The sequence below is a fragment of the Hymenobacter coccineus genome (assembly GCF_001816125.1).
Taxonomy (GTDB): Bacteria; Bacteroidota; Bacteroidia; order Cytophagales; family Hymenobacteraceae; genus Hymenobacter; species Hymenobacter coccineus.
The window spans coordinates 19403-45265 of the sequence record NZ_MDZA01000188.1 but is presented as its reverse complement, the minus strand read 5'-3'; the positions used below and the strand labels follow the sequence as shown (position 1 = coordinate 45265).

At 54.8% G+C, this 25863-nt stretch carries 21 protein-coding genes and 1 pseudogene; 7 read left to right on the top strand and 15 right to left on the bottom strand.

What is annotated here, in order from left to right; translation table 11 throughout:
- The 3 genes from BEN49_RS11985 to BEN49_RS11975 form a co-directional block, all read left to right on the top strand.
- A partial coding sequence (locus BEN49_RS11985) for a recombinase family protein (protein WP_141765658.1) occupies nt 1-304 on the top strand: 304 nt, incomplete at its 5' end.
- 670 nt (nt 305-974) lie between these two features.
- Nucleotides 975-1424 carry a helix-turn-helix domain-containing protein gene (locus tag BEN49_RS11980; protein WP_070743742.1) on the top strand — a complete coding sequence of 150 codons (450 nt, stop codon included), beginning with the start codon at nt 975-977 and terminating at the stop codon, nt 1422-1424.
- Nucleotides 1425-1428: 4 nt separating this feature from the next.
- Nucleotides 1429-1989 carry a PIN domain-containing protein gene (locus BEN49_RS11975; RefSeq protein ID WP_070743740.1) on the top strand — a complete coding sequence of 187 codons (561 nt, stop codon included), beginning with the start codon at nt 1429-1431 and terminating at the stop codon, nt 1987-1989.
- 315 nt (nt 1990-2304) lie between these two features.
- Here the strand turns inward: BEN49_RS11975 and BEN49_RS11970 are convergent, their stop codons facing one another.
- Nucleotides 2305-3351, bottom strand: a complete 1047-nt coding sequence (locus BEN49_RS11970) for a glycoside hydrolase family protein (RefSeq protein ID WP_125916805.1) — start codon at nt 3349-3351, stop codon at nt 2305-2307.
- A 722-nt stretch (nt 3352-4073) separates the two neighbouring features.
- Between BEN49_RS11970 and BEN49_RS11965 the strand changes: the two genes are divergently transcribed.
- Together BEN49_RS11965 and BEN49_RS11960 are read left to right on the top strand one after the other, a co-directional pair.
- A complete protein-coding gene (locus tag BEN49_RS11965) occupies nt 4074-5078 on the top strand; it encodes a sensor histidine kinase (protein WP_158022881.1) in 1005 nt (334 codons plus the stop codon).
- 21 nt (nt 5079-5099) lie between these two features.
- The gene (locus BEN49_RS11960; protein WP_239691915.1) at nt 5100-5828 is read left to right on the top strand and encodes a LytR/AlgR family response regulator transcription factor; all 729 of its coding nucleotides are present in this window, start codon (nt 5100-5102) and stop codon (nt 5826-5828) included.
- A gap of 1 nt (nt 5829) precedes the next feature.
- Here BEN49_RS11960 and BEN49_RS11955 read toward each other — a convergent pair whose 3' ends face one another.
- The 11 genes from BEN49_RS11955 to BEN49_RS27930 all read right to left on the bottom strand — a co-directional run bounded on the left by BEN49_RS11955 (nt 5830) and on the right by BEN49_RS27930 (nt 21108).
- Nucleotides 5830-8943, bottom strand: a complete 3114-nt coding sequence (locus BEN49_RS11955) for a lantibiotic dehydratase (protein WP_070743730.1) — start codon at nt 8941-8943, stop codon at nt 5830-5832.
- Between the two features lie 85 nt (nt 8944-9028).
- Nucleotides 9029-10054: a hypothetical protein gene (locus BEN49_RS11950; RefSeq protein WP_070743727.1), complete on the bottom strand. Its 1026-nt coding sequence runs from the start codon at nt 10052-10054 to the stop codon at nt 9029-9031.
- A 41-nt stretch (nt 10055-10095) separates the two neighbouring features.
- Nucleotides 10096-11556: a peptidase domain-containing ABC transporter gene (locus tag BEN49_RS11945; protein WP_317040444.1), complete on the bottom strand. Its 1461-nt coding sequence runs from the start codon at nt 11554-11556 to the stop codon at nt 10096-10098.
- 2 nt (nt 11557-11558) lie between these two features.
- A complete protein-coding gene (locus BEN49_RS30530) occupies nt 11559-12293 on the bottom strand; it encodes a cysteine peptidase family C39 domain-containing protein (protein WP_317040443.1) in 735 nt (244 codons plus the stop codon).
- 16 nt (nt 12294-12309) lie between these two features.
- On the bottom strand, nt 12310-13524 hold the full coding sequence (locus tag BEN49_RS11940; RefSeq protein WP_070743724.1) for a lanthionine synthetase LanC family protein: 1215 nt from the start codon (nt 13522-13524) through the stop codon (nt 12310-12312).
- 31 nt (nt 13525-13555) lie between these two features.
- A complete protein-coding gene (locus BEN49_RS11935) occupies nt 13556-15994 on the bottom strand; it encodes a TonB-dependent receptor (RefSeq protein WP_083326026.1) in 2439 nt (812 codons plus the stop codon).
- A gap of 63 nt (nt 15995-16057) precedes the next feature.
- On the bottom strand, nt 16058-16741 hold the full coding sequence (locus BEN49_RS11930; protein ID WP_070743718.1) for a hypothetical protein: 684 nt from the start codon (nt 16739-16741) through the stop codon (nt 16058-16060).
- Nucleotides 16742-16757: 16 nt separating this feature from the next.
- Nucleotides 16758-19931, bottom strand: a complete 3174-nt coding sequence (locus BEN49_RS11925) for a lantibiotic dehydratase (protein ID WP_070743716.1) — start codon at nt 19929-19931, stop codon at nt 16758-16760.
- Nucleotides 19932-20312: 381 nt separating this feature from the next.
- Entirely contained in the window at nt 20313-20486 is a 174-nt protein-coding gene (locus tag BEN49_RS27940; protein WP_158022879.1) for a class I lanthipeptide, read from the bottom strand.
- A 98-nt stretch (nt 20487-20584) separates the two neighbouring features.
- Entirely contained in the window at nt 20585-20758 is a 174-nt protein-coding gene (locus tag BEN49_RS27935; RefSeq protein WP_158022877.1) for a class I lanthipeptide, read from the bottom strand.
- A 188-nt stretch (nt 20759-20946) separates the two neighbouring features.
- A complete protein-coding gene (locus BEN49_RS27930) occupies nt 20947-21108 on the bottom strand; it encodes a hypothetical protein (protein ID WP_158022875.1) in 162 nt (53 codons plus the stop codon).
- A 541-nt stretch (nt 21109-21649) separates the two neighbouring features.
- Between BEN49_RS27930 and BEN49_RS11920 the strand changes: the two are divergent.
- Nucleotides 21650-22422 (top strand): annotated as a pseudogene (locus BEN49_RS11920) (transposase).
- A gap of 172 nt (nt 22423-22594) precedes the next feature.
- Entirely contained in the window at nt 22595-23083 is a 489-nt protein-coding gene (locus tag BEN49_RS26885) for a hypothetical protein (RefSeq protein ID WP_125916801.1), read from the top strand.
- 144 nt (nt 23084-23227) lie between these two features.
- Here the strand turns inward: BEN49_RS26885 and BEN49_RS11910 are convergent, their stop codons facing one another.
- The 3 genes from BEN49_RS11910 to BEN49_RS30930 all read right to left on the bottom strand — a co-directional run bounded on the left by BEN49_RS11910 (nt 23228) and on the right by BEN49_RS30930 (nt 25411).
- A complete protein-coding gene (locus tag BEN49_RS11910; protein WP_070743713.1) occupies nt 23228-24289 on the bottom strand; it encodes a hypothetical protein in 1062 nt (353 codons plus the stop codon).
- 238 nt (nt 24290-24527) lie between these two features.
- The gene (locus BEN49_RS26310) at nt 24528-24887 is read right to left on the bottom strand and encodes an integrase core domain-containing protein (protein WP_070743745.1); all 360 of its coding nucleotides are present in this window, start codon (nt 24885-24887) and stop codon (nt 24528-24530) included.
- A 215-nt stretch (nt 24888-25102) separates the two neighbouring features.
- Entirely contained in the window at nt 25103-25411 is a 309-nt protein-coding gene (locus BEN49_RS30930) for a helix-turn-helix domain-containing protein (protein WP_125916799.1), read from the bottom strand.
- Nucleotides 25412-25863: the final 452 nt, after the last annotated feature.

Here is a 25863-nt window from a genome sequence, read left to right as displayed (position 1 = left end):
CGAGGGGGCCCTGGCCACGCTGAAGTATTTAAAGGAGCTGGCTAGCCACGGCGTGGCCTACAAGTCCTTCACCGAGCCCTACCTCGACTCGCTGGGGCCCTTCGGCGACGTCATCGTCTCGATGCTGGCCACCATCGCCGCCCAGGACCTGATCAAGATCCGGGAGAACACCAAGGCGGCCCTGGACAAGAAGCGCGCGGCCGGCATCGAGCTGGGGCCCCCACCAAAAGCCAGAAACTCATCGACCAGGTGCGCCGGCTCAAGGCCAGCGTGGCCTCGAACCAGGTCATCGGCCGGGCCCTGAAGATGTCGCCCAGTACGGTAGCCAAATACCTAATCTCTTAGAACGGTACCATTAATGCAGAAAAAAGGTCTTATTCAGAATAAATTAGACCTTCTTTCTGCATATAGCTTTCAAACGTAGTACCGAGTAATCTAGAATCAATCTTGGCCTTGGTTAAAAGTTTGGTTCAAAGGTTAAACAGGTTGATTCCGAGCGCAGCAATCCCCTTCAAAATAGTGCAATCATAGGTCAGGGAGCTCTGTTGTTCAGTGAAACCTCCCTATAAATGAACAAGTGAGCCAACCATCTGCAGAACGGGCAACTGGTACCGAAAGAAGCCGATTTGGTTCAGAAAACTTGTTCAGCAATCAAAGTACAGTTAACCTAGCTACGCGATGGGAAAACTGTACTTCCACTCCATAAATGGCCTCCTGGATGCGTTAGGGGCAGGTTTTCTGCGGTGAGAGCGCACTATCAGTAGCGTAAAATGGGCGGTTGGTAAGCTCCCCAATTAACTTTTGGACCAAACTTTTAACCAAGGCCGTCCCTCCTGAAAAAACACTGCGCTTGGCACGTCATGCAACGGGATTTTGCTCCATCCAACGGCCCACCAGCGCCGGAGTCATTTTTTCAGGCAATCTTTGTTTCGTTTATTTCGTTTAGCTGGCCGTGGCCGTTCGCCGTTCTCCCTATGGAAACCCTTCATTCAACTCCTTCGCTGCGCGACCAGCAGGTGGCCAGTAACTCGCTGTCGCGCTTTACGGCGGCCTTGCCAAGCAAGCAGACGCATCAAGTTCAATTGCGCCTACAAGCCAGTGAAGAAGCCATTGCGGTGCCCCGCAAGGCGTTGGAACTCCTACGCGTCATTTTAGCGAGTATGGCGCAAGGACAGGAGGTTTCGCTGGTCGTGGCCGAAGAGCAAGTCAGTACCCAACAGGCCGCCGACCTGCTCCACGTTTCCCGTCCGCATCTGGTCAAGCTCTTAGAAGCCAAGGCGCTCCCCTTTGTCAAAGTGGGCAGCCACCGGCGGGTACGCGTAGCGGATGTACTGGCCTACCAAGCCCAGCAGCTGGCCCACCGGCAACACCACCTGCAACTGCTCGCGCAACAGGCCCAGGACTTGCAGCTGGGCTACGACTAGTCGCGTGGCTGCTTCCATTGCCCTCCTAGATGCCTGTGTGTTGTATCCGGTACCCCTGCGGGACCTGCTGCTCCAACTCGCCGCCGCCGACTTATACCAGCCCAAATGGACGCCTCAAATCCAGGAAGAATGGAGTCGAAACCTGCTGGTGAACCGGCCCGATTTAACGGCGGCGCAATTGCAGCGCACCATCGCCTTGATGGAGCAGGCCTTTCCCGACGCGCAAGTCACGGCTTATAAAGCGCTGATTCCCACCCTCACCCTGCCAGATGCGAATGACCGGCACGTGTTGGCTGCCGCGTTGCGGAGTCAGGCCCGGGTGATTGTCACGGCCAACTTAAAGGATTTCCCGGCGCCTTACTTAGCCACGCTGGGCATCGAGCGGCAGCACCCAGATGCGTTTATTAGCCAATTACTGGACCACTACCCAACCCAAGCCTTAGAAGCTTTTCGGCAACAAGTAGCCTACTTGAAGAAACCGCCCAAAACGGCGTTGGAAGTACTCGGCAGCCTGCGCACATCGGGGCTTCTTACGACCGCAGACCGATTGCAAGCGCTGTTATAACAAGGGTCTTGTCCGGTTCAAATGGGGGAGGTCCACGACAGCCCCGCATTTTTGACCTACTACTTGGCTGGCGTAGTATAAGGGGGCAATAGCGGTCAAGAAGACCTGTTCTAGCCAAGAAACGTGTCTTATAATTCTCGATACGTTAGACAGCGCAATCTTCACTAACAAGTAGTCCAATAAGGGTCAGCCAGAAAAGCCCAAAAAAATCGCCTCCACGCGCTGGAAGCGCCCTCGGTAAAACCATCCAATAAAGGCCCGTTATAACTCGTACTTTTGTACTAAATTTTTAACCAAGGCCATCATTCTAAATTCTCAGAGTAAAGAGGTTTCCCAATTCCACTCCATTCCCGCCACTTCGCACAGCAACACCAAGCCGATGCCCACTAGCCCGTGCGACAAGTTGCCCTTGCGGTGTTCATAAGAATAGGAACCGCTCGCCAGTTCTTGGTCCAACCAAATTTGCGTTCGGTCAAGCCAAAAATACTGTCCCTCGCGATATGCCACCTGCCCGCTTACTTGGTATAGCCGGCGGTACAAGTGGGCTACCCCGGCCGCACCCTGATAAAACTGTGCACCGATTACATCAGTGGCTTCCCGGCTAGTCCGCAACAGAGTGTTAAGCCCGATAAGCTCCGCAATTTTAGCCAACTCGTTGTCTCCAAGCAGCCGGTTCGCTTCGTAGAGCAGCAGCACTTGGCCGAGGTCACCTTTGGGCCAGCCCAAGGCGGCCCCGTAGGTTGCCTCTTGGAAATAGGGGTGTACGCTGGAGGGAAAAACGGAGTATTTTTGCTCTAAGAAATCGACATCACGCCTGAGCGCGAGCAAATATTGGATCCCTTCCCGCACGCGGCGCACAATAACGTCATCTTGTAGTCCGGCCTGGTAGAGTTCGATGAGCAGCAGCAGTTCCGAAGCTAAGCCATCGTCCAGTCCCAACTGCAGTGGTTCTGGCACGGCTGATAGCGTCGGAACAGGTAAAATAACCGCCATTCTTGACGGATCCAGCAGGGACACCAAGTGACTGCGAGCATCGGGCAGACGCAAACTAAAGTAGCGTAATATTCGGGAAAAACTGCGCCGGCTGGCGGGTTCCGGCTGCGAGCACAGGCGCAATGCTTCCCGCTGCAGCAGCGGATCCAAGGTGGTCAGCAAAGCCGGGGCAGAACTGAGGCCTGCGGCCGTAAAACGGGCCCCGAGCCACGCAGCTGCGCAGGCCTGTTCCAGCTGATCGGCTGACCAAGCCCGCGTCATTGGCATGGCCGGCGCGGGAAGAAGTTGGCCAACGAGTTGAGCGAAAGTTTGCTTAAAAAGGCGTTGGGCCACCACGGCGGCTGACGATTGCCCGAAGGCTTTGTACACACAGTAATGGTAAGCAGCCAACCCCAGTAAGTCGGGCGGGGCGCACGTTCGCCAGTTCAGTCCGGCCAGGATGCGGTGCACTTGCTGCCAGCTTTGATTGAGGCCAGTAAGCAGTGGTCGCACCTCTTGTCCTAATGGCTTACCACCAGCAGAGGGAGAATGATCAGCAGTCATTATTAATACCCAAAAGTTTAACTAATAATAATTACTGCGTTATTCATTTCCTCGTCGTCAAATCACCTATCACCCAAGAATAAGTCCAATGGGCATATCGTTGGCCATAAATAAGCAGCATAAATCGAATCAACGCCGCTCGTAAGTTGAGGTAAGGCTGGACGTGCTACCGTAATTGTTGCGTCCGCTAACGGCAACAAAACGTGTAATAATAGTTCTGGTGACCTTGAATTTGGTGGACGAGTCAATGTTTTTCATGGGTGCTCACTTTTTGATGATGGTTGAAAAGTCTCGCTATCTGCGTCGACTAAAACAAACTTATCAGGCCCGCTTTGCCCCTCAAAAAGTATTACACCAACTCGCCATTGCCCGGGACCAAGCGGCTTTTCATCCCCCATTATTATCTCAGACTATCCGGTCACGAAACCCAGGCCAGCGAGGCAACGGGCCTCGTTTACGTGCGTCCCAACTACTTTAGCCGAATGCGACATATTCCCCAAATGTTAAAGTCAGTCCTAAGGCCCGTATCAAAGCCTTTTCTGATTCACTTGCTGTCGTGGCTCGGCTTCTTCACCTACGAAGAGGTGGTCATCCTTCTTACAGACAATACGCACTATAACTTCTGGTTCATTGTCCCGGTCTACTCACTCAACGTATTACTATTTTATTTTAACAGCAATTTTGTCCTACCCCGGCTTTACGCCCAGACCCACCGGTGGGTCTGGCGCTATGCCATTGCCGTGCTGCTACTCTTGGCCGTTTACGGCTTGTTGCGTTGCGAGATCAACTTACATTTGGCCCCCGCGCTCGGGTTTCCAACGCCGGGTTCCACGTATTCCTACGGCCGGTTTTGGGCACTGGCGGTCTACCGCGGGATGTTTTTTCAATTCGCGAGCATGGGGTATTGGTTTACGCGCAACGCCATCCTGGTAGGACAGCAGAAAGAGCGGCAGCAAGCACAACTGCGTGTGACCGAGAAAAGCCTTATGGAGGCCAACCTAGCCTTCTTAAAAAACCAAATAAACCCTCATTTTCTTTTTAATTCCCTCAATTTTCTTTATGCCCAAGTGTATCCACACTCCGAGAACGCGGCTAGGGGCATTCTTCTACTATCGGAAACGATGCGCTACGCGTTACATGAAGACAACAACGGTAAAGTAATGCTAACGCATGAGGTAAAGCACCTGCGCAATTACATTGCCATTAACCAGCTTCGTTTTAATAATCAATTGCAAATTAATTTTGAGGTGCTGGGTAACGTCCAATTTTTAATGATTATTCCGCTTGTGCTAATCACCTTCGTCGAGAACTGCTTTAAGCACGGCGAGTTGGCCGATCCTGCTCATCCCCTGACTATTCGCTTGGCCGTTGTCCAAAATCGTCTGACGTTTGAAACCCACAACAAAAAGCGGCACGGGCCTAAAGAAAAAAGTACGGGCATCGGCTTAGCCAACACGCGGCAACGCCTGGAGTTGTTATACAAAGATCGTTACGAACTCATAACAAACGACGAACCAAACCATTATACATGTATTATAAACATCGCGCTTTAGCATATGATTACTTGTCTCGTAGTGGATGACGAACAAAGCGCCATCGACATTCTCCGCACGTTTATTGAGAAAACTCCTTTCCTAGCCCTGGTTGGCACAACCACTAACCCGCTGGAAGCACTTGGGATTTTACAAAGCCAGCCTGTCGATCTTCTTTTCCTGGACATCCATATGCCACAGCTATCAGGGCTGGACCTAATGCGCCTCGTTACGGAGAAAACTCGGATTGTTCTCACCACAGCTTATAGCGAATTCGCCGTTGAAAGCTTCGAACTCAATGCGTTGGATTACTTACTTAAGCCCATCGCTTTTGAACGTTTCTTGAAAGCAGCTCAGAAGGCACTTAACACGTCCATCGAGCCGTCGTTGCAGTGGCGGCCCGCGGAGAAGGCCGCCGATTATGTTTTTGTCAAGACCGAGAGTAAGGGCAAGATGATCAAGGTCAACTTCGATGAAATCATTTATGTCGAGGGCATGAAAAACTATGTGTCGATCCAGACCAGTGAAGAACAAATTGTGACCCTGCTCAACATGAAAGACTTGGAAAACCGATTGCCCGCCAAGCAATTTATGCGCGTACACAAATCGTACCTGGTGGCGCTCGATGAAATTCGGGCGGTCGATGGCAATCAAATCCTGCTAAAGGGCATAAAAACCAAGGGCGTAAAAGCGTGTATACCGTTGGGTGATACGTACCGTAACGCGTTCTTTGAAGCCTTGCAAGAGAAAGTTATGGGCAGCAAGAAGTAACTCACGGTCGTGACCGCGCTTGCTGCGATTGGTAATGGCGAAACAAGAAGTCGTAGAGCACTAATTCGTGAAGGCGGGCATCGGCCGGTAACAATCGGTTCAGGAGCATGTGCACGTAGCTGCTCAAGAGAGCAGTTTTTGGCATTTTTAGTTGACCTTGCTTTTCTAACTGCGCGATGCGTTGAGCAACGGCCACCAAAGGCGCGGCCAAGGGGGCACTGTGGGGCCGCAGGGCTTGCTCTACAGCGGTCCGTGCGGCGCGGTACTTGGCATCCAGTTGCCGTTTTAATTCTTTGGTCATCCCAAATTCCTGCGCGTAGGCTTCTTTTAACGTTTGCAGCAGGGCCAGCTTGTGGGCCAGCGAACAGCCGAAAGCCGTCAACAAGTCTTCGATCGCTCCCAATCCCCAAAGCCAAGGTTCGGAACTGACTTTTTCGGTGGCAGGAGTAGCCAAGTATGCAAGCAAGGCCTCGCTTTGGTACCCAAACAAGGCTTCTGCGCATAGAACAGCAACTCCGCCGTAGCGTTCCAGTTCGCGGCGATACGTATCGGTTTGTATTTTCCAGATAGCGTCGTCGCCGCTGAGCGGCTGCAAGTATTCCGCCACTAAGCAAATCACTTCGCCCACTCGTTCGGGCATGGGCAAGTGCCAACGCACGCGGAGGTGGCTGTCGGGATCTGCATAACGTACAAAGAACCAGTTATCGATCAAGCCTTGCTTCCGCAACGCAGCCGCCAGCGGCCGGATGGCTTCCATTAACACGCGATCCGCCGTTAGCTGTCCGCAGTATAGCTTGTAATACAACCACTCCGAGCCGATGGCAAATTCCCGTTGCACGGCCCCGGCGTCGGCTACCGGTACTGGAGCGGTCGCAGGAGCGCTTGCGGGAGCGCTCGCCGCGTAGCACGAAGCTTGGCGCACTAGCAATGCGATGCACTGCGGCACGTAAGGCCGGCCGGCAACGTCGCTCACGGGACTGGCAGGCGGGTCGAATAAAAACTCTTTTAACAAAACGATGGAGAGTTGTCGGATTGCATCGAGCCACACGCGGCAGAGCAGCGCATTGTCGGCATCGACAAACAACTCGTTGTCGCCTTCCGCCAAAGTGAAAAAGCGTGGCAGTTGCCACTGCCCCCGGAAGGCGGCCCATCGCTGAGCAAAGTCGGCGGAGGAAGACTCCACCAGCGCTTGCAAGTCGGCGGCATTGAACTGCCAACTGGCAACCGCCAGCACGGCCAGCCCGCAGGTAAGGCGAGGCCAAAACTTGGCGGCCGGGGCCACGCTGCGCCAAGTAAAGCCCAAATCGGTCTGCAAGCCCTGCGTCTGCAGGTCACACAAAAATTGGTACACGGGCAATGCGTTGGCCCCACTGAAATTATGGGCAGTGCTGAGCCGGGGAATAATGCGTTGATTGGTATTGCGCTCCCGCAGCACCACTTGTCCGTTCCGAACAGTCAACGTTAGTTCTTGCACCCGCACTTGCCCCGAGGCCGGCAGGGCAGATTGGGCCAGGTACGGAATCTCCAAGGCCCGAAAATGGGGCCGCTGAAGTAAGTTGCCGATGCGGTTTACTGGCAAGTGACAGACTTCCGCGAAAGCTACCTCTGGATTGCAGGCCTGCTCGCGCTGGGTGACCCGCTGGATGAGCGCATCAATATTGGGCTCAGCGTGCGCAAACCGGCCCAGCAAGTTGACGGCGCTGGAGCCGCTGGCGCTTTCTACTATCACCCGTGTGGCATCTAGTGGACGAAACAGTATCCCAATGGAGGGAGCTAGGGGGTGACCAGCGGCTGGCCCCCGCTGCGCTTGGAGTTCAGCCAGGGTAAGGGTCACGTTGTATCCCCGGCTTCGCTCGGCTTCGCTCAGCTTGCGGCGTAACAACTGCTCCGTATCCGGATGGATTGGAGGAAGCGCAGTGGGGAGCGCGCGCTCGGGCAATACCAGATCGTGAACGAGGGCAGAGTAGCGGCTAACGCCCTCCGTCGCGTACGCCAAGCCACTTTCCGTGTCCAGGGCCTCAAGTAGCGGCACCTCTCGTCCTTCGTAACGAGCTTCGAAACGGCGAATAAATTCCTCTAATCGAGAATTCTGGGACAAGGGAGCCAAGTAGGTCAATACTTCCACCGCTTCTAGCAGCGTTGCCTGCAAGGCCACGTCCAGCGTCGCGGCCCCGGCAAGTCCGTGCGTTGCATCGGTTTGGAAAAGCTTGCCCGGTTCAATAGGCACGCCCAGCGGCGTTAGGGTCGCCACGATGCGTTCGTAGTCGGTTGCAGTGTTGACGCGCCGTTGATCCAGGTCCTGCAATTGCTGCCCTACCGCTGCGAGCCGCTGGGTAACGGCGCGGCCCGGTGAGTTCGGCTCATTGCCCAATAAACGCGTCAAGACGGCTTGCAAATGGAAAAAATATTCGGGACCCGTTACTGTTGGCGCCAACTCGCTCACCAATACCTGCGCCCGTAAGAGTTCCTGCACAAAGGCAGTGGCATCTTCCCGCTCGCACTCGTCGTCAAGTAGGCCTTCCACCAATTCATACCCCGTAGGGCCTTGAGCAGCAGCGACCACCGCGTGCAGCACGGGTGCGGAGGCTTCTATTGCACTGAGTTGGTGGAGGCACTCGCCGCCGTTGTACTGGTGCTCAACGTAACGCAGTTCTTTGCCACGTCGGTACAGGCTCGTATTGGGGTAGTAACGCAGCCGGGCCCTTACGTCGTCGGTTCCAGCCAGCTGCTGCCCCAGTGCGCACAGGTAATGCATATCCAAGCGCGTGTGCCGACCGGAATTATTAGGGGCAAGCCGGATGCGACTCGTCGTGCCCCATTCGATGAGTGAGCAACCCGCAAAAAGGCCAAACGGCGTGCTCCGGCTGCTCCGGCGGGCGTAGTACCGGGCGAGCGTTCTTTGCAATCGCGTCAGTTTCCGGGCGTTCGTTAACTCGCCCCGGCGCCATTTTTCACACTCTTCGTACAAAACAGGCGAAGCGAGGTAAATCGCTTCCATAAACTCCCCCTCGTGCAAGGCGGCCCAGATGGCGGACTCGTCAATGGCCAGCGTGAAGGGCTGCGCCGGTGTGCGCAGAATCAATTGCGGCGTAAAATCGTAGAGTTCCTTGAGCATAGCCGGTCACCAAGTTAAGGGCAACCGCAGCTACTGCAACAAAATACTGCCAAATCCGCCCGGCTTCGCTAGGCGTTGAGTGCTGTTACGCCGCTAATTTCAAGGGTTGGCCACCCGGCTCTAACAGGTTGGTAAGCGAGAAATGCCGAATGGCATCCATCAATTCCTGCCTGTCCCGGGGGGCGTGCTGTTTAACCTCCCAGACGGCCTGAGCCAACAGGTTGGCTTTGAGGCCATCGTACTGCGGGGCAATATTAGCATCGGAAAAGAAACTCAGGGCGTACTCATAAAATGCATCCGGTCCCTGCTCGTGGTAGGCGACTTTGACGTAGAGCCAGTTGTAGAGCACTGCGCGATTATAGGTATCTGTTTCCAGGGTTTGGAGTAGATCCTGGAAAAAAGTTTGGCAATAGTACGCATTACCGTAGGTAGCGTGCCCCATGAGTTGCGTGTTCTGCTTGGCCAGTCGGCCAAAGCCCTCGTCAAGCGTGCTCTCCTGAATGAGCCGCATGCTGCGAAACGTCGCCGCATCCCAATCGTCGATGAACAGCCCTGCCACCCGCCCCGAATGCACAAAATTCAGCGTGTTTTTTATCAGCGTATTGGCTAGGTCGTATTGCTGCTGCTGAAAGTAGATAGTTGCAATATTTTGCAGTTGTTCGATGCGGCGGTAAATGAAAACAGGGTAACCCTGCCGTTCCAGGGCAGCGCTGAGGCCAAGCCCTTGTCGCAAGATTTCCACCGCCCGTGCGGCTTTGTTAGCCTTGTAGTAGTAGTTACCCCAAGCCGAGAGACGAAACAGCGTTACGAAGTCGGTCGCGACGGCCGGTAGCCCGGCCCGCGCAGCGGCGGTAAGTGCAGCGTCGACGGTTAGCAAATGCGCTAATGCCCCGGCCAAGTCTTGTTGCCGACACGCCTGTACTGCTTTATGGTACTGCGCCGCCAACTGGCTAGCTTGTTTGTAGACGACGGCCCCGGTTTGAGCCTCTAGTTCGCGGTTGAATAACACGCTGTAGAGCGCCGGAACGTTCAAAGGCTGTGGTGGAAGGGCAGTGGCACGCGGCGGCAGTGCGCAGAGCTTGGTGACGAAAGAGCGGAGGTGGTCGGGCATAGCAGCAGGGATGGATGGTGATGGAGATAACGGGTTGCGCACTAATTGCCTAGTTCCAATTGGTTTTTGATAAGGTTGTAGTAGTAACCCCGCTGTTGTACCAATTCCTCGTGGCTGCCCTGCTCCGCTATTTCCCCATTGTTGAGCACTATGATATTGTCAGCGTTTTTAACCGTGCTGAGCCGGTGCGCCACAATAACGACCGTTTTGCCAGTAAAAAAGTGGTTGAGTCGCGCCATGATCACCTGCTCGTTGTGTGCGTCGAGGGCACTGGTGGCTTCGTCGAGAAAGATGTAGTCGGGGTTCTTATACACCATGCGAGCAATTAATACCCGCTGGCGTTGGCCGCCGCTCAATCCTTTGCCGTCTTCCCCAATTTTGGTGTACAACCCCAACGGTAGGCTGCGCGTGTACTGCTCCAAGTTGGCCACGTGTAGCGCCCGCTCGATGGCCTCGGGGCTGCGGTGCTCCGCTTGCAATGCGATGTTGTTGGCAATGGTGTCGGAAAAGAGGAAGCCCTCCTGCATCACAACACCGCAGTGCTGACGCCAGTGCTGGGGACTAAGTTGATCGAAAGGCACTTCTTCAACCAAAATTTGCCCTTCGGTCGGCAGGCAAATGCGCAGCAATAGCTTAAGCAGCGTCGTCTTGCCGCTACCACTTGCCCCCACGATGGCTGTCGTCTTGCCCGCCGGTATTGTAAAACTTAAGTTGTGAAGAGTCGACTTGTTGCCGGCTCCTGGGTACACGAATGAGACGTTGCGAAGTACCAGGCAGCGGCCCGCTGGCAGCGTCGGTAGATAAGCCTTGCCGGGCACCTCTTCTTCTTCAAGCGTTTGGACCTGGCCCAGACGTTCCATGCTAATGCGAGCGTCCTGATAAGTTTGCAGAAATACTGCCAGCTGGGCGATTGGGCCGTTCATCTGGCCGACGATGAATTGGATCGCGAGCAACTCGCCCAGACTCATAACGTTGCTCATGACCAGGCGGGCGGCCAAGAACAGGATGAATATGTTTTTAACCTGGTTGAGAAAAGTTGCTCCGACTTGTTGGTACTGGGTCAGGGCCAGCGAACGCACGTTGAAGTGAAACAACTTAGCTTGAATTCCCTCCCATTCCCAAATTTTCTGAATACCACAGTCATTAATCTTGATTTCGTAAATACCGTTGATGAGCTGCATTGTCTTGGCCCGGTTTTGCGCTGACAATTCGAAACGGCTGAAGTCTAATTGCTTGCGTTTAGCCAGAAATAAATAGATCCACCCAAAATACAGGGCACTCCCCCCCATAAACACGCCGCAGATGCTGGCATTGTAATGAAAAAGAATGACGCCGAACACGCTGAAGGTTAGCACGGAAAACAACGTGTTTAGGGAGCTGCCGGTAAGCAGAGCTTCGATGCGCTTATGGTCTTCGATGCGTTGCAGGATATCACTGGTAAGCTTGGTGTCAAAAAACGAAAGCGGTAGGCGCAACAGTTTGTGCAAAAACCCGGAAAGCACCGCTACGTTGACCCGCGCCGTGATGTGAAGCAGTACCCAGCCTCGGATGAGCTCGACGCCATCTGGCCCAGGACGATAAAGAGCTGCCCCAGCAGAATGACGTGAATAAAGTGCAAGTCGTGATCGTGGATGCCGACGTCCACCAGGGCTTTTGTGAAGAAAGGCAGCAGCAATTGAATGCCCACTCCGACCCCCAGTCCCGCCAGTAATTGCCACAATAAGGACTTGTACTGCCTCACGTGTTGGAAGAGTTGGGTCATATCCTGCTTGGGGGCAGGCAGGGCTTCTTCAACCTGATAAAAGGCGGGCGTAGGCGTTAACAGCATCACGATGCCCGCCGCTTTGTTGTGAATGGACGTGTATGCCCAATTGGTAAGAAACTCCTCCCGGCTGTAAGTGTGCAAGCCACTAGCCGGGTCGGAAACGTAAACCTTATTGCGTTTGATTTTGTAAAGGACTACGAAGTGATTTTTACGCCAGTGGACGATGCACGGCAGCAAAGCTCGCTGTTCCAGTTTTTCAAAAGTCATGTTGCCCCCCACCGCTCGGATGCCCAGCGTTTCGGCGGCTTTGCTCAGACCCAGCAGCGAAACCCCCGTTTTACCGATTTGGCTAGAGGAGCGGATTTTCTCGATGTTGAATAGCTTGCCGTAAAATTTGCTAACAATTTGCAGGCAGGTAGGCCCGCAGTCCATGACGTCATGCTGCTGGTAATGCGGAAAGTGGAGCGTAGCCATGGCGGAAAAAAATTAGTTAGGAAAGCCAGGTGAATTCGTCCAGCGCGTATTCGCCGTGCGAGATCGCTTGCAACAGGGTCAGTCCGATGCCCGTTAAGCCCATATTAAGGCCCAGTTGCGCCGGCGGGCTACGGCTAAAAAAATAGGAGTTGAAGCCCAAGTACGGCCCGCCGTGCATGGCCCGGGCGGGTATCTGCGCCAACCAAAACGCAGCGGCCGCGGCGAACTCTGCCTCGCCGGTGAGCCGATACAACCCGGCGTATAGCAAGTAGGTCCCCGAAGCCCCGTAGAACACCGACGCGTCGTGGAGATAGGTGGTGGCCAGACTGGTACGCTGGGTGGTGCGCCGGGCGACGGCCACGGCTTCTGCCAGGTAGTCCGGACGGTTCAGAACCAAGGCTGCCTGGGCTAAGGCATGAGCCGGGCCCAGGTCACCGTATACCAAACCCAAGTCGGGAGTAAGTTCGTTTTTACCCCGCCACAGCGGGAAGGATGACAAAAACTGGTCGGGGTCCATGCGCGTGCGCAACAGAAATTTTACGGCCCCGTGCAGCAGTTCTGCGCATTCCGCCGTCCGGTGGCCAGTCTGGTGGAGAGCCGTCAAAAAACTGATGATCATGGCACTACCGTGCGAAAGACCAGTATAAACGCGCGGCTCGGCGATGACCCTACAAATCCAGTAATACCCGGTGGATGTGTCGCCTTCGCGCAGCATTTGCAGGGCGTCGAGCAGGGCGTCGAGGCTGCAACGGGCCGTGGACGATGCGTGTGCTCGGCGCAGGAAATAGGTGCCGGCGCTGAGAGCCCCGTTCAAGCGCTCGAAGTTGCCGTGGCCCAGAAAGTGGTGCAGGCGCTGCTCTAAAATGCCGTCAATCGTGCTCAGTAGCGCCTCCGGGTCCCAGGCGAGGTGGCCGTGCCGGGCTAGGTAACCCACCAAATGACCCAGTTCGGCCAGCTCTTGGTAGTAATTGCTGCCGAAATCCGACCGGTAAGCGTGCGGATCGAGTTGACCCAGTACTTGCTCCAAGTATTCTTGTGCCCTGTCGTAGTAGTGAGATTGCCCAGTGAAAGCCGCATAATGGCAATTGATTAGAATCAAACCGCCCCTGCCCTGCCCAACACCAAACGTTTTCATTGTTTGCGCGTGCGAACTATTAAGGGCTTCCACAATAATTGCCAGCAGGTCGGCGGGGGCAATAGCCGGTGGCGCGTTCAGTTTTAGCATTTCCATAGGAGCGACGGCGGAAATAGTCGTGAGAGGGTTACATTCCCAGGCGATTTAGCTCGGCGGCATTGCCTTTGGTCTGCGTGCGCTTACCGGCTAGGTCTGTCTTGCCAAACTTGTAAGTGAAGGAAAGGCGGACGCGGCGCGTGTCGTTGCGCAGCAAGCCATCGCTCACCACGGGTATCACATCGGCGGAGGTCCGCCGCTGGCCCCCCTGGTAGAAAAGGTCTGCCACGTCTAGTTTCAGGGCTGCTTTCTTGTTCCAAAATGCTCTCTTTGCTCCAAGTGAAACGTACGAGTACGATCCATAGTCCAGCAAGCCATTGAAAGTTGGCGAGTCATAAACACCGTACATTTGCAAGGTCCAGTTTTTGCCTAGGAGAAATGTGTTGTCGGAACTAGCTGTGTAATACGTTTTGTATTTCGTACGCACCAGCCCATCGGTGAAGGGGTCAGGGTAGCTCAGTTCTTGGTAGAGTACACCAACTGTGTTACTGCTGTTCCACCACTTGGCTGGCGTCAACGGCACCGTCAGGGTGGCACTGCTCAGGTGGCGCTCCCGAAAATTGCGTTCGGTCATTATTAACCGTTGGTGGGCAGGATCGTAGAGAAAGAGCGAGGAAATGGCGCCGCTTGTTCGCGTATATCCCAACTGTAAGCCGTATCCTTTGTAGAGCTGGTTCCAACTGAAGCCGTGCGTATACTCGGGCTGCAGGTAAGCGTTGCCCCGACTCGAATTGTAGTTATCAAGAAATAACTCGAAAGGAATCAGGCTGCTGTAGGAGGGGCGATTGATGTTTTTGGCGTAAGCCAGCGAAGTTGAATATTGGTCTGAGACTTTGTAATCGGCCCGCACGTTCGGAAACAAATTGAAGTAGCTGGAATCAATACCGCTAATCACCCGGTACTGGGTACGCTCGGCCCGGAGACCCACCTGGGTGCTCAGCTTACCTGCAGTATGGTTCAGGTTGAGGTAGCCTGCGGCAATGTGCTCTTGGTAGCCGAGTTGGCCCAGGACTCCCAGCGGCTGTGCGGCCCACCCGTCGTTGGTCAAGGTTTCAGTTACCTGGGAACTGCTGTTGACAGTGTGAGTGTACTTAATCCCGGTTTCCAAGCTCAGCGCCGCACTCCACTTCTTAACATAGTCGGCCTCGCTAGTGTAGAGGGAGTAAGTGGCGGGGGCCGTATTTCGAAACTGATTGCGCACGCCCGCTGGTTGGCCGGGGGACAGCAATGATTGGTCAAAAGTTTGCTGCTGTCCAACAACATACCGCGCGAAGTTGCTGGCAAGCGTTAAACTGGAGTTCAGCGTGTCCAGGCTGCGCCGATAAAAGACGTTGTAGCTGGCCAAATCAGCCCGTAGGGATGTATTGTTAAGGCTATTAGAAAAAGTTGTGCCTGGGGCCTCCGCAATGGTGGTACTTACCAACCCTCCCCCCGTAAGGCTAGCGTGCAGCAGTTGGGCGTCGACACCGATCGTGTTACGCGGGTTAAGGTGGTAGTTAAGGCTGCCGTCAAAATTGCTGTTCTCGATGGTTTCGCGGTCCCAGTTTATTGCCTGAGCGAAGCTGCCTACTGGCACCGCTCCTTGGTAGAGCGTACGGTTTTGGTAGCCGCGCTCTACATTGCCACGGTGAGTGTAGCTTCCACTAGCCGTTATGTCCAGCTTGGCCGTGCTGGCCCGCACCCCCCCGTTGATTCCGCCCGCTGACCGGTAGCCTTGGCTCGCATTAGCGCCTACGTTGGCGGCCCAGCCCAGGCCTTTGCTTCTCTTCGTGTATATTTCGATTACCCCACCCGATGCGTCGGCATCGTACTTGGCGGAGGGGTTGCTGATGAGGTCAATACGATCAATTTGGTCACCAGGAATGCTGGCCAACAGCGTTTCCAAGTTGGTATTACGGGGTAAACGCTTGCCATCAAGTAAAATAAGCACATTGCTTTTGCCCCGCAAAGTGATCCGCCCGTCGATGAGTTGCACCGCGGGAGCCATGGCTAAGATGTTGTACGCGTCATTACCAATTGCCAATACACTTGCGCCCACGTTCATTGTGACGCGGTCTAGCTTCTGTTCAATGAGGGGCTGGTGGCCCGTTACCACCACTTCGTCCAACTTCTGGACCGCTGTTTGCAGCCCCAAGGGACCCAGGTCCAGGGCCGGCTTACCGACAACAAGTTGTAATTGCTGCGTGTAAGTGACAAATCCCACCATTAGTACACTGAGTTGGTAGCCCCCGGGCGCACCGATCTTAAGGCTAAAATGGCCCGTCTCGTCGGCCAACGTCGACTGCACGACGCGCCCTTCAGCATTGCCTGCCTTGAGCACAACGGTGGCGTAACTCAAGGGCGCTTGGTTGTGCTGATCGAATGCCTGCCCCTTCAATTCTTGCTGCGCTGCTGCTGTGAAGCGGACGGCCACCAAGACACTTACAAACAATAGCTTATGGCGAAATGCATTGCAGAGAAAAGCTTTCATATGAGTGATTTTTTAGAATGGGCAAGAGTTTGACAGCATGGCATTGCCAAACTAGACGGTAAGCTATTTGAATAGGCTCTGCAGCAGAGGTTTGCGTTTACTGGTAAGTAGTAGGGTGCCTTCAAGATTGGTAATCGCCGACGAATACCGGGCCAGCAGCACGTTCGACAAGCTGTCAAGTTGGCCCACGCAGGCAACGTGACCCTGGCGCACGACGGGACTGACGTAGCCCAAGTAACCGCTCAATGAGAGGTAACTGTCGGGGTGATCGCTCATTGTCACCCGAATGGTTAAGGCCTGGTCGTTGGATAGCGTGCTGGCCTGGGCCAAATCAAGCACCCCATTGAAACGATACGCGTTGCGCAAAGGCACGAGTAAACCGATCGTGTCGCCGGGGCTGGCCGCAGCCGGTAGCCGTTGTAGCCGTAAACGTCCCGCAAATGGGGCCCGAATACCACTGGCATCGTCCAGCGGCCCACGTACCAACAGTTGCCCTAGCTCCACTATTTGCCCAGAGGCGGCCGCGGGGCGCGCCCCACCGGCTATCTGCCTTACGTAGTAGGGCGAAGTAGTGCCACTGATGAAGACTGGCGCATTGCTTTGTTCGGGTACTTGAACGACACTGGCCAAACTCAGGCACGCTACGAAAACTACCAGCAGCACCCCGCCCCCGGCGCGAATAATCCACCAAGGTGGGGTGCCGATAATTTCGGTAATTTCGGCCGAATAGAGGGGACGATTTTCCATGGAAATTAGCCGATTATTAATTTTTGACTAATTGCAGTTGCTTTGTTCGAGCCGTTACAGAAGTGTAGTGCTTGACGAGATAATGGTATATCACTAGCTCGTGGAGTCGCTGATTGGCCCGAAAAATGCGGTTTAGAAACATGTGCAGATAGCTGGGCAGTAGTAGCGACAGCTGTTCGTCAACGTTTGGGGCCGTGGGGGATGGGTCAGGCCAGTTCGTGCGAAGCGCCTGGCAGGCGGCTCGCATGGCCGCTTGGCGGGTGGCAAATACTGCGGCGGCTTCCTGCAAATAGGGTGTGTCGTGGGCTGGGTCTAAAAAGCTGGTAAGCGTACGGCTTACTTCGCGGTATTTGTCGTTGAGTTGGCGGGTAAGCGGGGCACCTCCGTTGAACTCTTGAAAGAAGTCCTGGTAGGTTCGCTGGGCCAAAGCCAGCTTATCGGGCAACGTGAGGCCGAAAGCTGTGAGTAGTTGATCAACGCCGCGCAGGGCAAATAGCCAGCGGTACCGTTCGCCCTCGTCGCCCCCGATAAGGTCCAGGAAGCGCACAACTGCCTGGCTATCGTGGTAAAAGATGGTTTCGCTGAATTCCATCGTAGCCGCCCCGTAACGCTCCAGTTCACGGTGGTAAGTATCATACTGCAGTGCACTTACCACCCGACTTTGCTGTACTTCGTCCAGGGCGTGATGCAAGGTGTCTACGATAGCGGCCCAATGGTACGGAGCTGTACCGTGGCGTAGTCGCAATCGCAAGTGATTGTCAGGGTCTGCGTAGCGCACGAAAAACCATTGTTTGAGGTGGCCGGCCGCTTTAAGCCGCTGCAGGCAGGGCCATACGTACTCCGTCAAGATTTTATCGGCCCATTTGGCTCCGCAGTATATTTTTAGGTACGTCCACTCGCTACCCAGCGTAAAAGAACGCTGCGGCAGCACGGCGGCTGGGGCCGCAGTTGTCGCCACCGGCGAGGCGGGGCGGGCGGTGGTGGTCGTGAATGGAAGAATGACCTCGTTGACGTATTGTTCCTGCTGGTCGCCGCTTATCAAACCGACCCCGGCCGGGTGTACGAACTCGAACAGCGTCACCGCGCCTTTGCTTAGCTGCTGCGCCAAAAGGTCAACGGCCAGTGGACACCCAAAGTCCAGCAGCAGTTCGTTGTCGTGGTCGGCCAAGAGTACCCGTTCCGGTAGTCGATGCGCTTGACGGAAGGCAAGTAGCTGCGCTGGCGTGCGGATGGCGGCTGCTTCGGCCCAGTTGCTGGCCGGAAGGTGCCACCTTGCCCGGCTAAGGATGACATGTTTGTATTCGACGCGAGGCAAATAGGGCTGCTCCTGGAGCGTGTCCCAGTCCCAATTAATGGAGAATGGGGTTGCTTGGTAATGCAAATCGCATAAGAACTTGTAGACCGGCAACCCCTTGCTGTAGTTATGAGCCGTAGTCAAGCGGGGGATCACTTCTTTACCCAGGCGCCGCGAACGCAACACCACGCGCCCCTGCCTGACGGACACCAGTAAATCGGCTACTGGAAACTGCTGCTCGGCGGGCACGGATGCGTTACCCAAAAACGGAATTTCGTACTCCCGGAGTTTGGTGCGCTGGAGCACGTTGCCTACGCGGGCGTCGGGCAAGTGTACAATTTCGGCCAGCAACGCCTCGCCGGAAGCCTCTTGCTCGCGCTGCCCGCAAATGGCTAGGTTAGCGGCCAGCGCTGGGTCGGCATGCGCGAAGCGCGCCATCAGCGTCATGGCTCCCGGGCCGCCACACGAAAGCAGGTGAAACTTGAAGTCGCCCCGGTCCAGGGCCGTTGGACTGACCGCCACCAAACTGCCCAAGGCAAAAAGGGTTGCGGGCAACTTCGTAGGCGGGCCGCTGACCAACCTGGCCAGGTCGGCGTCCGTAATGCTAACCACGGCCGTAGCCAATTGCTGACTTTCCTGGAATTTACGGAATATCAGTTGCCGGTATGCTGTCCAGGACACCTTTCGAACGGTCGCCTTGCCCGGTACACGCAGATCGTCGATCAAGGGCGTGTGGTGCACTTTTGCCCCACTGGCCAGGCCGTAGCCGAGACCGGTCTCGCTGTCGAGCGCCTCCAGCAGCGGAATTTCCTGTTCTTCGTAACGAGCGTAAAATTTTTTGATAAAACTTTGTAAATCAATTGGTAGTGCTTCCTTCACTAGAGCCGCCAATGCCGTCAAATCTTCGCTAAGCATTTCGGCCGTCGCCTGACATAGCGTATTGGCGGTCATATTTATGCGCAGGTCCGTTTGGATAAGATCTTTGCTGGTGGCCGCTGGAAATAGTTGCCGGACGGTACTCTCCACCGCTTGATAAGTTTGCGTGCCGACCCACTTGCTCGCCAATAAATTTTTGATAGCTATGAGTTGCTCTAGGCCGGGATATTGTGGCCCGATAGTCGCCACCTTTTCCACGAGGTGCTCGTAAAATTCTTCGCCCGTTAGCATGGGCTCTAATTCGGAAAGTAATACTTGCGAATCAATTAGCTGGGCAATAAACCGGTGAGCGTCTACCGCAGCGATACCGGAGCACTGCAACAGGGCTATGAGCTGCGGATAGCTCGCGCCGGTAGCGGCGGCGCCCAGCACTTGTTCGACACGGGCCGAGGCGTTAATCGCTACTAAGTAATAATAGCGCCGTTTGTTGCGTATGCGGTATTCATAGTAGCGATAAGCGTCCGTAGCCTTGTATAAGCTATTATTTACGAAGAACGTCAGCTTCGTGCGCAGTGCCGAGTCCGCAGTCACCTGCTTGCTGAGTTCAGTGGTGTAGTTCATGTCCAAGCGCACGTGCTTATGAAAGCGCTGGTCCACTGGGGCCAGGCGCCATTGCGTGGGTGCGGGGGTAATGGCTCCAGAGCTGAAGCCTGCAAACAGGCCGTAGGGCGTGCAGCGGCTGCTCATGCGCAGCAAATACTTGTAGAGGGTCAGCACCAGCTTCTTGTCTTCCGAGCGCGCACAATCGGATGGCCTTGCTAGCCATTTCAGCAACTCCTGGTACAATTCGGGGCTGACCAGATAAATAGCTTCCTGAACGTTCAAATCTTGGTACACTATGTAGAGCACGGAAGCCACGTCCTCGTAATTAAGGCAAGTATGTAGCTTGCCTAAACCGCTGAGAGGAAGCAGGGGTAACCGAAGCAAGTAAAAATCAAGGGGTTTGATCGCGTTGTTCATGGGACGAATGGTGAAGACGGTTCTCACTTATGACGTGCGCAATACCGCACTACCGAGGTAGTGGATAGCTGCCCGCTATTCGTTGTGACGATGCTGGATCGTTGCAATCGCTAGATTGGAGTGAGGGGTAAGCGTCAGCTACTTCGCGCTAGCGGCGGACCCCGTCCCACTTGCTCAAACGCTGCGCCCTTTATCACTATTTAAGTGGCCCCAAGGGGCGTATTTCAAGGCGGATTCCAAAGTTATTTCTGGCACTTTGCATTTAGTCAGTACTAAATGCAAACGTTACAGTGCGCCTGATACGCCGCAACAGATCTGAACTTGTGGTAGGGAAACGGTTGGATCGGAGCCACCCGTCCCCCTACCGCAAGGTCAGCCCCCTTAGCTAGCGTCCTCGACTACCGAAGCGTGGGTCTGGTTGCACGAGCCCGAGCCGCACGAGGTGAAGTCCGCCGCGGCGGCTCCGCCCTCGATTTCGCGGAGTTGCTCCTCCGTCAGGTTGGCGATGGTTTCTTTGCTGAGGTCCAGCTGATCGGCTAAAATGACTTTTTTCATCTTGGGTAAGGGTTGAATGGTTGAAAAAATTAGTAGAATTTGCGAAGTTCACGGTAGGAAATAATTAGATTAATTATTTCCTACCGTGAACTGGCTAATTAATTAGCGTCCTCGACTACCGAAGCGTGGGTCTGGTTGCACGAGCCCGAGCCACACGAGGTGAAGTCCGCCGCAGCGGCTCCGCCCTCGATTTCGCGGAGTTGCTCCTCCGTCAGGTTGGCGATGGTTTCTTTGCTGAGGTCCAGCTGGTCAGCTAAAATGACTTTTTTCATCTTGGGTAAGGGTTGAATGGTTGAAAAAATTGAACTATCAATGCCATACCAATTAACCGGTGAGCTTTCGGTGGCATTGAGGAGCAAATACCTGAGCAATGGCCATTACTCAGATACTATAAATCAACCAATGGCTGATTCATGTCTTTTGCTTCCCGAAGGAGGCAGGGGATATTAGTGGTCAATCGTCAAAGGGGTTGGTCAGTACCGTCGAATTCCTGCATCGTACTAAGCAGAAAATGCAAGGCCTGATCGTCCCCGCCGCCACCCATGATCATAGCGAGTTCTTCTTCGCTAAACGGGTTGAATTCGTAGTTTTCAGCAGAGTAAGCGTCGTCTAACTGATTCATGGCCAGTTTATGAAAAAAGTGAGGAATAATTATGGTCGGTTGTAGTTATCGTCTTAACTTGACAGCCAAGCAGAAATGATTCAATTCGTAGGCGTTCAATTAGCAAACTTGATCCGCAGCCGAGCTGCGTGCCGGGGCCACGTGCAGCGTTGATTGCTGCTACTTTATTATTGCTAATTCTTGCCGTTAGTATTGATTCAAAAGTATAAGGCCTCGGTTTTATTCTAAAAAATATTACACCACTTGCTTTATTCACAGGACCAACTAGCTGTAATTGATCAATCCTGTACGTTAGCCGCCCCTTTTACCTTGTTAAGATAGGATTGCGCTCCAGTTCGGGGCACTGGGCAGACGCGAGATTTTCCGGGCGAGGTTACGTTCTAGGATCGTGAAAACTGGTGCGGTTGAGGTGGCATAAGCTTGGACAAGCGAATGCATTAAGTCAAATAATGCCCACTCCAATCAACACCCGGTTTCGGTAGTACCTCCGGCAAAAAATGGCGACTAGCGCCCGTTATGAACTTGTAGCAAAATTTGAGGTATCTCCTTCGTTCTTACTTACCTCAGCGATTTCAAAGACGAAGAGTGGGCCTTTGTAGCCCCGTATCCGTGCCTGATGTGCAAAGACGTGCCCCGGCGGGCTTATGCGTTGCGCGACGTGTTCAACGCCTTTCGCTACCTGGCCCACCCGGGCTATCCCTGGCGCTACTTGCCGCACAACCTACCGCCCTGAGCCCCGATGTATCAGCAGTGGACGCGCTGGCGGAACGCATGTACTCTTGAAGCCACCGTTCACAATTTGAACGTGTTGCAACGGCTGCTGCCGGGGTGTCCGGCCCGTCCGCCGTCGTGCTGGACGGGCACACGTGGGAAAGCACACCCGAAAGCGAACATCAGGCCGGCTGGGACGGAGCCAAGTGGCGCAAGGCCCACATTGCCGTCGACACGTTGGGGCAGCTCTTAAGCGCGGTATCCCGCCGGCTAATGAGTAGGGACGGGCACAGGTGTGCGCGTTATGCCGCCAGGTGCAGGAAATCACCGGCCAGGTCTGCCGGTGGGCTTTGCCAACCAGGGCCATACGGGCGAGGAGCCGGAATACACCCCAACTATTTAATACATCGATTCTCAGAATATTAAGAATCCATACAGCTAAACTGGCTTTGTGCTGCTGCCCCGCCGCTGGGTTGTGCAGCGCAGTTTTGCCTGGCTAAGTCGATTTCGCTGCCTGGGCTGCGACTACGAGTGCCCGAACAGCGATTCCATTTTGTGGTCTTTACATGCATTATGCTCGCCCAATACGATGTTAGTTTATAACAGACTCTAGCAGCAGCTAACTAGGTGTATAGTCCCAGCGTAAGGTGGTTAGGGTCGTTATTAAAATTAACGGGATTTTTCTACCATTGGGCGCACACGAATTCGTGCGGTGTGAGGCCTCTTCAGGTCTTCAACCGTTTGGCGTGGTTCTATGCCAGCAAAAGGTCTACAGGTGCTCGTTCAACTCGGCCGTCGGCTGGTAGTGGTAGCGCAGGACCTTCGCTTTTTTAATCGTGCGGTTCAGGTGCTCGACCTAGTCGTTGGTCCAGAGATGGCCCAGCTGAGTGAAACGATACTCGATGCGATGCTCGGTGCAGACGCGGTCGAAGAGGTAGCAAAAGGCCCAAAGCTGGTGGCGCAGGTTGCCGAACTGAATGCCGTTGTTGGTCAGCACCGTGCGCACTCGGTACGGCCGCTTGGCCAACACCCGGCGCAAAAAGTCGGCGGCGGCCATTTTGGTGGCCTGCGGCCGCAGTCAGGCAAAGGCCACTTTGCTGGTACGGTCAATGGCCACAAAAAGGTACTGACGGCCTTCTTCGGGTTGCACTTCCACAAAATCGACGGGCAGTTAGTCGATGGAGTAGTCCTTAAGCTTCTTTTTGGGCACTCTCAGCCCATCTTCAGTCAATGTTTTTATGCTCGGGTAAAGTCGGGAACCTAACGATAACTCTTGCATTGGGTCAAGCCCTTGCGCGACGAGTACCGTTATCAAAGATTAAGTAGCTTAACTGCCCAGCGCTGCTTCGTGAAGCGGGGCTTCTGGGCGCTGCAATGGTCGTCACTGCTTACACTATGCACGCTTTTATCAGTAAACACGGCAGGCCGTAGTTTCAGGAACGACAACCAGAAAATCATAGCCTAACACCGTGCGCAGTGAGTCTTGGTCGGCCAAGCGCAGGTTGCCTTGCCAAAATGCCTGCCGGGCCGGGCGTAAGTCAATCACTTCCCACGCAAAGGCAGAGGACTTTGGACTGGTAAAATTTAGCAAAAAAGGTATGGCATCCATTTGGTAGGAAAGTACGCGCTGAGCGGGATCTTCGGGCTGTAATGCAACAGCTTTGGTTCCTTGCCGGCCGACAACAAACAGATGAAGTGATTTGTGGTCTTGAGCATCCGCGAGATTCTGTATTAAATTTCCCACGTCAAAGTATTCCCCTATTACCAGCGGGCTGATGTTACGGGCGACGTGCAGCGCGCCCAGTTTGACCAACAACTTAGGCAATGGTTGCTCAACTGTTTGCTGATATGGGCGCAAACCGTTGAGTAGGTTGCGCTTAAGTAGGTTTACGCGTTGTTGATGGCCGCCGGTGCCCGCCAGTTGGAGCCGGTAAATGTTGTGACTGAGGACGTAGTCTTGGGCCATTCGGTGAACTGTGGGACCCTCAGCGGCGGTGACGGCCAGCAGTTTAGCGAGATCTTCTGCTGAGTGCGTGTACATACTAAATTCGGTGACCGCGCTTTGCTGCGCTTGACAGTCTTGCATTTGGTAGACCGCGGCCCAGTGCTCTAGATATGCTTTTGCCCTCGGACTATTTGCCAGCTTGGCCATGCGCGCGTACAGTGGTCCGGTTGAGGCCAAAAACACTTGGTCAATGCCAAGTATCTGTACCTGTCTGCTGGACAAGAGCCGAGCCAGTTCAAACTCTTCAGCCCAACCATAAATAGATAAGCCTTCCGGGTGGTGGTGCAGGTAGTCGGTGGGCAGTCCGGGTCGAGCCGTCAATTCGACCAGTTCTTTTGCTTGGTACGGATCGATTTCGGTTACATACAATGCTGGCTCGAATGCAAGTGCAAGGGCCCGGGTAAACGCAACCGTCTGCTGGGTGCCATGGTCCTCACCAATTAGCAAAAAGCGGCTTTCGGTCAACTCTCGTAAAAGAAGCTCCCACCCTGGCCCAGAAAATTTGTGCGTTGCCGCGGACCAAATCAACGCGTGTCGATTCGCCTTTAGCCAATATCGCAATGGTCGGCGTTGCCCACACATGCGATTCATCCATGTTCCTACATGGTCGAAAGCTTGCCGAAACCGCGAAAAAGGAATTAGCAAGGTCATTGTCCGCGCGTAAAATGAGCGCTGAGGTGGTCGGGTACAAACGGACACGAAGCTAAGGTAAGTTGAAATGGTAGTGGAGTTCGACTTCGAGCGGGGTGCAGTAGCCCGAGGCGGAGTGTAGTCGTTGCGTGTTGTAGTAGTGGTCGAGGTATTTGACTAGTTCCAGGCGAGCTTCTTCTATGTTGGCAAAGCAGGCGCCACGGAGCAGCAGTTCGGTTTTGAGCGTGCTCCAGCCGCTCTCGGCCAAGGCGTTATCATACGGGTTGCTCGGCCGGCTCAGGCTGGCGATAGCTTGGGTGCGGTTGAGCAGGGTGGTGAAGGCTTCGCTAGTGTATTGGCTGCCCCAGTCGGCGTGCACAAGCAGGCCTGGTGGCGGTTGGTAGACGGCCATTAATTGGGTAAAGGCGGTCATAATCAAGTCTGTGTGCAGCCACTCGCTCACGTGCCAGCCCCCACCACGCGCTGGGAAAAAGCGTCACGCCAGCAGGCCAGGTAGGCCCAGTGGCCTGTAGCCAGATAGGTGATGTCGCCGACCCAAATTTGGTTCGGGGCCGTAGCTGCCGGCCAAGTTGCCAACTTGTTGGCCGCCGCTACTGCTTGCGGGTCGACCTGTGTGGTGAGCGGCGGTCAGGTGCTGACCCGCGTGCAGAGCAACATTAAGCCACTGGCACTGAGCCCGCCACGCAGGCGCTGCTGGCTCACGGTGTGGCCTTCACGCCGCAATTGAGTGCGTAGTCGGCGTTGACCATAGCGGTCTGCATGGCCCGTGAACACACACTGGGCCGCCAACTGCCAGGCAGCAAGCGCGGGTGCAACGCAAGCGGGTACGCGTTTGCGCCATGCATAGTACCCGCTGGGGCTGACGCCCATCAGTTGGCACTGCTGCCGCACCGGCCAGCGGTCAGCGTGTAAGGCAATGAAAGCGAAGCGCTTCATCGGCCCGTCGGTTGTGAAAATGCGCGTCAAGCATTTGGGCGATGGTCAGCGCATTTTTTAAAATGTCGCGCTCCATTTCCGCACGGGCTAGCTGGGCCCGCAAGTGCTTGTTTTCCTGCTCCAGCGTTTCGCTACCTGCTGGACGGATAGATTGATTGCGGGCGGCTCACAATTTGCCCAACACGACCTCGCTCATGCCTAACGCCAGTGCGACCCGCATCACCGCCTGCCTGTCTTGCTTTACGCAGTGAACCGCCTCGGTCTGAAATGCCGCATCATACTTAATTCGCTGCCGTTTACCGGCTGGTTTTGCTGCTTTTATGACAGGTGAAAGGCACTTTCTCCGTGTACGCTTTTACCCGACCACCTCAAGGTAAGCCACTTGTAGAAAGTGGAGGCAAGGCCAAAAACACTTCGCGGATAAAACTGTCCTATGCTTTCATCTACCCGAG